Source organism: Salibacterium qingdaonense (genome assembly GCF_900114715.1).
In the GTDB taxonomy this organism is placed as follows: domain Bacteria; phylum Bacillota; class Bacilli; order Bacillales; family Marinococcaceae; genus Salibacterium; species Salibacterium qingdaonense.
The window spans coordinates 84766-93448 of sequence record NZ_FOTY01000011.1; the positions used below are offsets into that span (position 1 = coordinate 84766).

Here is an 8683-nt window from a genome sequence, read left to right on the forward strand (position 1 = left end):
TGCATCAGGAATGCTGGTTTCATCGTACATCAAAATCCGCCCGGCTTCCACCGGACGGAAAGGATCTGCTCGTTACAGCTCAACAGCTTCCGCGTCTGATTCAAGTTCGCGTTTCAGCCTCTCTTTCACATTTTCAATCTGCTCCTGGGAAACATCCATTTTCTTTTCGGAATCTTCCAGTTTCTTCAGCAGATCACGCTTATCGTTTATGTCACCGAAGCGGCGCTGGTATTTTTTATACGCTTTGCTTTCAGCCGCGTAACCCGTGCTGTAGATGACCGCCGCGTACCCGTACGTGTAGCGGAGGCGTTTCGCTTCGATACGAACGTCATGCAGCGCCTTCAGTGCAGCTTTTGACGCCTTTCCTTTCTCCGCAGCCGTTTTGTGGTACGTCTCTTTTTTCTCCTGAAAGGTCTCTTCAAATTCCTCCAGCCGCTTCGGCAGATCGAGCGTCCGCACAAGGTGCGGCAGTTCACTCACACAGAATCTGTCCCAGTGCTGCTGGAACTTGGCATTAATAACTTTCGGCAGATTCTTGGCAAGCTTTTCCTTCTCTTTCTCCCGTTTCTGCCTCACCACCTCAGCAGCTTCGTGAAAGACGGCGGCTTCTTCCCCGCTTTCTGCCTTGGCAGCCCGCTCTTCCACGACCTCGACAAACACGTCCCGCTCCCGCAGACGGCCGAGTCGTTTATGCGCGTCATCCAGCCGTTCGAACAGTTTATGATCTTCATCCAAACCAAGAAACTCAAGCAGCGTCCGGAGCCGGCGTCCTTTCACGCGGGCCTGGTGAATCTCTTCCATATCAGCGCTGGATACTGCTTTCTCCGAGTAACCGATATAATCGCCCGCCACTTCCTGCAGCACGTCCTGCCAACGCTCACTCCACGCCGCACCGGCATCCTCCATACAGCTCCGGCACAAAAACCGTCCTCTAATTTTGACAAGCGATTCCCGGCTCTCACAGACCGCGCAGTGTGCCCCTTCTCCCTGTAGAAGGACACCCTTTTGCTCCGACTGAATTTCGATCTTATCCCCCTGATTCCAGTCGAACTGCCGCCGCACCTCTGCCGGAATAAGCAGCCGCCCCTGTTCATCAAGGACTTTATGCTCTTCCTCTTCATCTGTTTCCACTGCCTTGAACACCAGCACCGCCTGCCGGTTCGCCTCATACTGCAGCGCAAGCGGCTGCTCCGGCAATGTCAGGTCGTCCCGGATATCTTTGGGGATAACAACACGCCCCATCGCATCCACCTGTCTCGTCTGCACCTTCTCTGCCATTTTACTCCCCCCGCTTTTTACCCATTTTCTAACCCATTCCCTTTTATCCGATTTCCAAACCCTCCATTACATTCAAAGAGAACAAGCATACCACCCCTTATTCACCATATGTTTACCATAGCAGGAACATCCTGCCAATCCCTCCCTTTTGAGAAAAAAACAGGCACAGAACGCGCAGAAGTGTTCCATGTCGCGCAAATAAAAAAAAGACCGGAAAACAGATTGTTTGGGCTGCCTGCAGACGATTGGTAAAATAGGGATGCAGAAATAACCAGCAGAAAGAAGGGAACGATAGATGAGTCACGTATTCGAAAACATCCGCTACTCCGTGCTCGACCTTTCTCCGATTGTAGAAGGAGGCACCGCTGCCCAGTCGTATCAAAGCACGGTCGATCTCGCCCGGCGCGCAGAAGAGCGCGGGTACGAGCGTTTCTGGCTGGCCGAACACCACAACATGCCGTTCATCGGCAGTTCGGCGACATCGGTACTTATCGGCCACGTCGCCGGCGCCACGTCCTCGATCCGGGTCGGCTCCGGCGGCATCATGCTCCCGAACCATGCGCCGCTCATGGTCGCCGAGCAGTTCGGGACGCTTGCGACGCTGTATCCAAACCGGATTGACCTCGGACTCGGCCGCGCGCCCGGCACAGACCAGCCGACCATGCAGGCGCTGCGCCGCAGCAGCAAGAGCGACGGCCACGATTTCCCGCAGATGCTCACGGAGCTGCGTCAGTATCTCGATTCCCAGCTCGCTCCGGACCATCCACGGATCCGCGCCATCCCTGGACAGGGGACGGATGTTCCGGTCTGGCTGCTCGGCTCCAGCGGCTTCAGCGCCCAGCTCGCCGGACAGCTCGGACTGCCGTTTGCGTTTGCCAGCCACTTTTCCCCGGACAACACGATTCCGGCGATGAACCTGTACCGCGAATCCTTCCAGCCGTCGCACGTGCTGGATGAACCGTATGGTATGGTGTGCGCGAACGTCATCGCCGCCGACACCGACGACGAAGCGGATTACTTGAGCACGACAATGATGCAGCAGTTCCTCAATATGGTACGCGGCACCGAAATGAAACTCCAGCCGCCGGTCGAGAACATGGACCGCATCTGGAATGAAAACGAGAAATTCTCGATCCATCGTCAGCTCGGCTCCTCCATCGTCGGCGGCCCCGAGAAGGTGAAAAACGGGCTCCACCGCTTCCTGCAGGACACCCAGGCCGATGAAATCATGATCAACGCCCAGATTTATGACGCAGAGGCGCGCCTGCGTTCCTACGACATCGCCGCTGATATTATGAACGGGCAGAAATAGAAGAGAAGAGGAAGCTGCCGGATATCGGCGGCTTCTTTTTTTCATATACAGCAAGCGGTTGGGCGGCTTGGCAGGTAAATCTGCTGTTTTGGCATGTAAATGGTTCCATTCGGCTTGTAAAAGGGGTGGCTTGGCATGTAATGCAGCAGTCGGACTGTATTGCCCTTTATTCGGCATGTAAATGACGGCTTTTGGCAGGTAAACGCCGCCATTCGGCAGGTAAAGCATCCCCTTCGTTTCACCACCGGCATTCTGTGATGAAAGGAGGAAAATATGGGCAGTAAAAATTAGAGTTGTCATCCAAAAGAGCGGCGCACAATGAGCAGTACCAGATCTCAAAGGATGCCAATCGTCCGCACCATGATAGCAAATGGACGTTGCTGCCTTTAGAAAAACTCTTTTTTCAGTTCTTTTTCAATGTGACTGTGGAGAGGTTGCAGTTTCAATCCATATACTTCTTCGGCCACTAACTTAGCAATCTGGACAGCACCTTTTTCTTGGAAATGGGTATTATCTTCTGATCCATCTGGATAGTTCGAGTGTTCTCCTGGTTCAAGCCACATAAATAAATCCTTGCTGTCTTCCGGACCGGCCTCAGTATACAATGCCATGCTTTTTTCGGTCATATCGATTACAGGGACATCTTCCTCTAATCCCAGTTCCTTCATTGCGCTTGGGTAATTGCCATGGGAACGTTTTGCCTCACCATCAACCGTGAACCCTCTTCGTTCAACCGGTGTAAGCAGCACGGGAATGCCTCCCTTCTCACGTGCTCCATCAATATACTTCTTTAAGTAACTTTTATATGTCGTATCTGGATCGGTATAACGGTCCGGGTCATCTGACTTAGAGTCATTGTGCCCGAATTGAATAAATAGATAGTCTCTCTTTTCAATCTCCGCAAGAATCTTATCCAGGCGGCCTTCCTCTATAAAACTCTTCGAACTTCTGCCGGGGGCTGCTTCATTATGGACCTCGATTTTTTTATCAAACATACGATCAAGAACTTGTGCCCACCCCATACGCGGAGCGCGGGCTTTTTCGTAGTAAGAAGCTGTAGAATCCCCTGCTACGTAAATCGATACGGTATTTTGGTTATGGTCCTTTCCTTTTTGTGTTTTTTTCATTATATTCCTCCTTCTTTTTTATAATGATAAGGCCCTATCCTCTTTAACACGTATTACATTACAATATAGAATAACATATTGACGGAATATTTCGTTTTCTTGTCTTGCTTTTTTTTCTATTCCTCCTTCTTATGCCGGTTCCCGTTTCACCACCCTCATTCTGTGATAAAATGAAGAAAAATGCGTGAAAGGATACATAGACATGCTTCTCATTGAACCACAATTATACAACCTGCTGACGGGCAGCTCTCTGCCGGAGGAAGTGGACATGCCGGAGAGTGACCGGCTTCCCGGGACCTACGTACAGCAGGCAGCCGATCAGCTCGATACGATGCCCCGCTTTTTCCGGCGCAACCGCCACACGCTGACGTGCCGGGCGTGCGGCCACCGGGCGAAATACAATATCGGACAGCCGCTGCTCGTGCATGCTTCTGTCGATACCGCGACCATCATTCAACAGGATATCAGCAAACTTGATGTGCAGTTCCCGCTTTATTTCCGTTGCGGGCACTGCAATGCCGCCGAAGGCTGGGATTGGGGCGAGCGGCTCGAACGCGCCCTCACCGAAGGATTGCTTGGGAGTACAGCCAGTAAAAATGATCCGTCCATGCCGGTGAACGGCGAATCCCGCCTGTTTGACGGATACAAGCCGGAATGGGCCGCGGACGGGGAAAAACGGCTCCTCGCCTACATCGAAGAAAAGCCGGAGAGCGCCTTTCTATGGTACAAACTCGCCGTGCTGTACTACCGGGGGCACCGCGCGGATCTTGCGGCTGCGGCGCTGGAACAGTCGGTGGCGCTTGATCCGAAGCACACCGAAGCGCTGTACACCCTCGCCCAGCTGCTCGACACTGTGAATGCCGAAGCGTCGCATGACTTTTTCCAGCAGACACTGCTCAGCATCCCGCATTACGACGGTCTCGACGCCGAAACGCTGCGCGACGTCGCGGCGCACAGCCTGTGGGAACTTGAAACGCTGCAAAACGACAGCGGCGCGGCCTGGCTTCCGTCCGCTGAAGCGGCTCCAAAAGACGCGGACACGGCTCTGCGTGACTTTCTCGCTCTGCCGGAAGAACAGCAGAAAGAACAGCTTCGTCTCGTGCAGGGAGAAGAGGAAAAGGACCTTTCTTCGTTTTACCCTGTCGCGGAACTGTTTCTCGGTCGTCATGCCGAAACGCTGGATGAACTGGAAAAGACAAACCATCATCTGCTGCAGCCCGAAGTGGTCAAGCAGCGCAGGGAGCAGCGGGAGCGCTACCAGGACTTCCGTCAGACCGGGGTGCAGCTGCACGGCGATATGTTTTCGTATTTAATCGAACAGCGCGGACCGCGGACGATGCGGGATATCGGGGACAGACTCGGGGTCCCGTTTGAGGATGATGCCGTGTTTGATAAAGACGCGATCGCCGATACCGGCATTTATGACGAGGTACTAGACGGCAGGCCGCTCATCCGGCAGTACGACGCGCAGCACGAGGAAGACGGAAACCGGCGTGCTGTCCTTGACGCGGGACTGCGGAGTCACGCCTCGCTGTATGAAGTGACCGGCGGCAGCCGTATCGACGGACTCGTCCGGCTCCGCGACGTTTTCGGCGGCGGGGAATGGACGATTATTGATACGAACTTCAGCAAAAGCGCCGCCAAAGGCGACATTCTGTTTGCGCGTCTCCTGCCGTTTGACGATTTTTCGATGACATCCGGAGTGTTCTTTCTGTTTCCGGAAGCTCACCGAAGCGTCATCGAACGCCGGGTGGCGAGACACAAAAGTACGGCGAAGGCATTCCAGGAAGCGTACCGGTTATACCGAAGCGAAGGATACGGGGTGAACAACAATGGCAGATAATGGACAACGCCGCGCCGATTTAAAGGCAGGCATGGAAGTCGATATCGTCCTCAAGCAGGATCAGCGCTCCGGGAAGCGGACACGAGGTATCATTCAACAGTTTTTAACCAAATCCGCGTCCCACCCACACGGCATCAAAGTCCGGCTCGAAGATGGAAGCGTCGGCCGGGTGAAGGAGATTATCAGCGGATGACCCGGGAAAGCCATCCGTTTGAAGCGTGGACCGCGGTGCAGGAAGAGCTCAAACAGGCCCGCGCCCACAGCTCCCGGCTGATGGCATGGTGCGAGGAAGGCATGGCGCTCCTGCCGGACGTGCTGCCCCATTTCACCGAACCGCCGCGCGCCATCGCCTGCCGCGACCTGTTGATTCAGGCACTCGCCGCCCGGGACGAGTTCGACCGTGCCCGGCTCGTCATCGAACGTGCCGCGGAGTCCGGAGCCTACCGTCCGGAGCGGAAGCAGGCAGCACTTGAGCGCGTGGATGAAATGGAGAAAGCAGCCGGAGCCGTACACGCCTGCATCAGAGACCATCCCGGTCTTTCAGGCAAAGACGCCTATGACAAAGCCTCATGGTTCAGCGACGCCGGCGCCGTCCAGTGGTACATCCAGCACAGCCGTACGATCCGCAGAATGCCCGGAAGCGCCGGTTATACGCTGTCGGAGCCTTCTTCCAGCGGAAACCGTACGGTCAAGGCCGCCGTCGTCGACGTGGAAACGACCGGCATGTCCAAGTCCAGCGATGAAATTGTAGAAATCGGCGTCATGCTCTGCCGCGTGGACGAGCAGACCGGGGAAATCGTGGAAGTGCTCGAAGAAGTAAATAACCTGCATGAACCGTCGTTTCCGATTCCACCCGGTGTCATCAAGGTCCACGGCATCCGCGACCGCGACGTCGCCGGTAAGGAAATGGATAGGCCCCGGCTCCGCCGGCTGTTCGCCGAAACCGACGTGCTGATCGCCCACAACGCTTCCTTTGACCGCGGCTTCGTGCAGAAATACTTTCCTGAAACCGGAGGCATGACGTGGCGCTGTTCCGTGAAGAACGTGGCCTGGAAGGAGTACGGCTTCCCCACGAAAAAACTGCTCGACCTCTGCCAGCGTCACAGCATCACAGACTCACAGAACCACCGCGCCCTCGACGACGTCAAACTCACCGTCCGGCTCCTGCAGCAGCAGAATCCGGAAGGCGAGTATTATATGAAAGAATTGCTTCCGTATTAAGAGCATGTCCGCATGTGGACGACTGGGTACCGAGCCAAGTCCCGCATTGGCAGGTATTTTCGTTGTTTTGACTGGTGAATCCTCTGACACATCTCAGCGGTAAGCGGAAGGAATTTCTTTAAATGCAGAACGCTCTGTCACCGGCGAAACAACAACCATGACATGCGGAGATGGAGACCTTCCCACACCAGCTCCCCTATTAGTTCTGCAGCTTCTGTAAAAGCAGCGGAAACGAGTATTCGCTGCTTCAGAATGCTTCGGTACATAAGCTGTAAACGACATGCTGGTTTCATCCATCAGTTTCAAAACATCTTCTTCCGCCATGCTGTCTTCAATTGAAAATAACGAACATTAAGGAAGGGGATTTGATTCAGCATTGTTATTTGTAGATGCTGCCTCTTGGACCGATATCTAAGACAAGGATAAGCAATTCGTCATTATGTATCCGGTATATTAAACGAAAATCTCCAAGCCGGTACCTGTAGGTTTCAAAATCACTGCCCTTTACAGGCTTCACATTCCCTACACGATAAGGATCGACTTGGAGCTGTTCTATAACTTTCATTATTTGTTTTTTTCGGATGACATCTTGTTTTTTTATAAATTTTTCTGCTTTCTTTTCAATGATTACTCTATAATTTGAGGTCATCTTTTAACTCCGCAAAAGTAACATATTCTCCGTTATTTATATTGCTTTCCGCTTCTTCTACTGCTTCTTTTTCCTCTTTTGTAAAAGGAGAATCATCACATTCCACAACGGTCCCATCAATCACCGTGAATTCTCCCTGAACAAATTTACTCAAAACGTCATAAGCCGTTTTATTGTGCTTCTCCTTGATTTGTTCCACTAAATCATGCAAATCTTGTTTTTTTACACTCATGGGATTCACCTCTTCCTGCTATTATACAACACTTACATTGACATTACACACATTCCATTCATGCAAACTCCTGAAGTATGACCCCAGATTGTATCGACACTTGAGCCTCCTGTGTATTGCATTCTACAGTTCCCCCTGAAATCGAGTAGTAGTAGTTGATTAACCCTGCCCTCCCCACCACCTACGTGCGGTTCCGTGTACGTCGGTTCAATGGGTTGGGTGTGCTTTCTTGAAGACCAATTGAAAATTTTCCAATTCAACTCGTTAAAAAATGTCATTTTGTATTGCTTGGTGAAGAATATGGTTGCCGGCAATACGCAAGTATACTTTCCACCTGGAATGTTTAATTTCACACGGTTTCGGTGTTTGGTTTGAACCATTTTCGATTACCTCATATCATTTACCTCATCCGGTACCTGAACCATCGATCCATGCACACGTCATATCCTTTCATATATATGATGCCGAAGCATTTAATCCATCCGGTTGTTATTTCGTTCGCTTTTTTTATAACCTGACGAATATTGCTACCACGGCAACACAGACTCGCAGTATCACCATGCTCTCGACGAAGTCAAACTCACCGTCCGGCTCCTGCAGTAGCAGAATCCGGATGGAAAGTATTATATGAAAGAACTGCCGACGAATTAACTACTTTTGATTGACATTTAGTGTTAAATGTTGGCATGATAATTATGTCCTGAATCCGTGATAAAGAGGGTTATTGTTTGAGTGAGGTTCCGTTCTATATCTATAACTCGTTTCTACTTTAGGAATACGCTGGGGGCAAAGAAGCATCCGCTGCAGGCGGACGTTTTCCGCGGGCAGCGCCTCAGCTATATCAAACGGAAAAACCGCCGTTTGATAGGATCTTCGGCTGCTGCTCTTCCCGCTGGAAGCGCCGCCTTCCGCTCCTGCCTTCGTTTTCTTTTCTTTAGAAAAGGGTGCTCTTGCAGCAACACAAAGAAACCTACAGGGTTTCTATAGGTTCGCTCATCGATAGAACAGGTTGAAGCAAAAG

General features: G+C 52.2%; 10 protein-coding genes. 4 read left to right on the plus strand and 6 right to left on the minus strand.

Annotated elements, in window-relative coordinates; genetic code table 11:
• Window positions 1-72: 72 nt before the first annotated feature.
• On the minus strand, window positions 73-1278 hold the full coding sequence (locus BM058_RS10290; RefSeq protein ID WP_090926953.1) for a CHAD domain-containing protein: 1206 nt from the start codon (window positions 1276-1278) through the stop codon (window positions 73-75).
• 295 nt (window positions 1279-1573) lie between these two features.
• On the opposite strand from BM058_RS10290, the gene BM058_RS10295 reads away from it, so the two are divergent.
• Complete coding sequence (locus BM058_RS10295; protein ID WP_090926954.1) at window positions 1574-2590, plus strand: LLM class flavin-dependent oxidoreductase; 1017 nt, start codon at window positions 1574-1576, stop codon at window positions 2588-2590.
• 386 nt (window positions 2591-2976) lie between these two features.
• Here the strand turns inward: BM058_RS10295 and BM058_RS10300 are convergent, their stop codons facing one another.
• The gene (locus tag BM058_RS10300) at window positions 2977-3717 is read right to left on the minus strand and encodes a rhamnogalacturonan acetylesterase (RefSeq protein WP_090926955.1); all 741 of its coding nucleotides are present in this window, start codon (window positions 3715-3717) and stop codon (window positions 2977-2979) included.
• A 184-nt stretch (window positions 3718-3901) separates the two neighbouring features.
• Here BM058_RS10300 and BM058_RS10305 point away from each other — a divergent pair, with 184 nt between their 5' ends.
• From BM058_RS10305 to BM058_RS10315, 3 genes are read left to right on the plus strand one after another with little or no spacing between them, the layout of a single operon-like run.
• Complete coding sequence (locus BM058_RS10305) at window positions 3902-5560, plus strand: tetratricopeptide repeat protein (protein WP_143083012.1); 1659 nt, start codon at window positions 3902-3904, stop codon at window positions 5558-5560.
• Window positions 5550-5753, plus strand: coding sequence for a YwbE family protein (locus tag BM058_RS10310; RefSeq protein ID WP_090926957.1), 204 nt, complete (start codon window positions 5550-5552; stop codon window positions 5751-5753). The genes BM058_RS10305 and BM058_RS10310 overlap by 11 nt, the downstream gene beginning before the upstream one ends.
• Complete coding sequence (locus tag BM058_RS10315) at window positions 5750-6781, plus strand: exonuclease domain-containing protein (protein ID WP_090926958.1); 1032 nt, start codon at window positions 5750-5752, stop codon at window positions 6779-6781. Before BM058_RS10310 ends, BM058_RS10315 begins: the two co-directional genes overlap by 4 nt.
• Window positions 6782-7160: 379 nt before the next feature.
• Here BM058_RS10315 and BM058_RS10325 read toward each other — a convergent pair whose 3' ends face one another.
• The 4 genes from BM058_RS10325 to BM058_RS18515 form a co-directional block, all read right to left on the minus strand.
• Entirely contained in the window at window positions 7161-7430 is a 270-nt protein-coding gene (locus BM058_RS10325; RefSeq protein ID WP_090926960.1) for a type II toxin-antitoxin system RelE family toxin, read from the minus strand.
• On the minus strand, window positions 7414-7662 hold the full coding sequence (locus BM058_RS10330) for a hypothetical protein (protein ID WP_090926961.1): 249 nt from the start codon (window positions 7660-7662) through the stop codon (window positions 7414-7416). The genes BM058_RS10325 and BM058_RS10330 overlap by 17 nt, the downstream gene beginning before the upstream one ends.
• Before the next feature lie 400 nt (window positions 7663-8062).
• The gene (locus BM058_RS18870) at window positions 8063-8206 is read right to left on the minus strand and encodes a group II intron maturase-specific domain-containing protein (protein ID WP_090926969.1); all 144 of its coding nucleotides are present in this window, start codon (window positions 8204-8206) and stop codon (window positions 8063-8065) included.
• 292 nt (window positions 8207-8498) lie between these two features.
• Window positions 8499-8683, minus strand: a 185-nt coding sequence (locus BM058_RS18515; RefSeq protein WP_218151898.1) for a hypothetical protein, incomplete at its 5' end; no start/stop codon positions are given.

Bases quoted from the DNA above. Each gene is read 5' to 3' on its own strand.
- BM058_RS10330 (WP_090926961.1), bottom strand. From the start codon at position 7,662: ATGAGTGTAAAAAAACAAGATTTGCATGATTTAGTGGAACAAATCAAG.
- BM058_RS10300 (WP_090926955.1), bottom strand. From the start codon at position 3,717: ATGAAAAAAACACAAAAAGGAAAGGACCATAACCAAAATACCGTATCG.
- BM058_RS10315 (WP_090926958.1), top strand. From the start codon at position 5,750: ATGACCCGGGAAAGCCATCCGTTTGAAGCGTGGACCGCGGTGCAGGAA.
- BM058_RS10310 (WP_090926957.1), top strand. From the start codon at position 5,550: ATGGCAGATAATGGACAACGCCGCGCCGATTTAAAGGCAGGCATGGAA.
- BM058_RS10290 (WP_090926953.1), bottom strand. From the start codon at position 1,278: ATGGCAGAGAAGGTGCAGACGAGACAGGTGGATGCGATGGGGCGTGTT.
- BM058_RS10325 (WP_090926960.1), bottom strand. From the start codon at position 7,430: ATGACCTCAAATTATAGAGTAATCATTGAAAAGAAAGCAGAAAAATTT.
- BM058_RS10295 (WP_090926954.1), top strand. From the start codon at position 1,574: ATGAGTCACGTATTCGAAAACATCCGCTACTCCGTGCTCGACCTTTCT.